The organism is Nocardia amamiensis (assembly GCF_015477605.1).
GTDB classification, from domain to species: Bacteria; Actinomycetota; Actinomycetes; order Mycobacteriales; family Mycobacteriaceae; genus Nocardia; species Nocardia amamiensis_A.
Map to the genome: position 1 here is coordinate 1 of NZ_JADLQX010000362.1, position 255 is coordinate 255.

The following is a 255-nucleotide window of genomic DNA, read 5'->3' on the forward strand; positions in this document are numbered from 1 at the left end:
TTCGGAGTCTCGCAGCGGTCGGTGGGGACCTGGTGGCGTAAGTACCAGGCTGGTGGTCGGGAATCGCTGGCCGCTCCGGTCAAGTCGCGTACCGGGCGGGGCGAGGCGATCAGTGCCGAAGACCGCGTGGTGCTGTTCACCGCGATGGCCGACTACACCCCTGAGGAGCTGTTGATCGGCGGCCCGCTGTGGACCCGCGCCCTGGTCGCCGAGCTGATCCGCATGGTCGTCGGCGTCGTCATGACCGAGCAGGGC

1 protein-coding gene is annotated in these 255 nt (G+C 69.0%); it reads left to right on the forward strand.

Going from position 1 to position 255, the window contains the following annotated elements; all coding sequences use genetic code 11:
• Nucleotides 1-255, forward strand: a 255-nt coding sequence (locus IU459_RS38165) for a helix-turn-helix domain-containing protein (RefSeq protein ID WP_195134383.1), incomplete at both ends; no start/stop codon positions are given.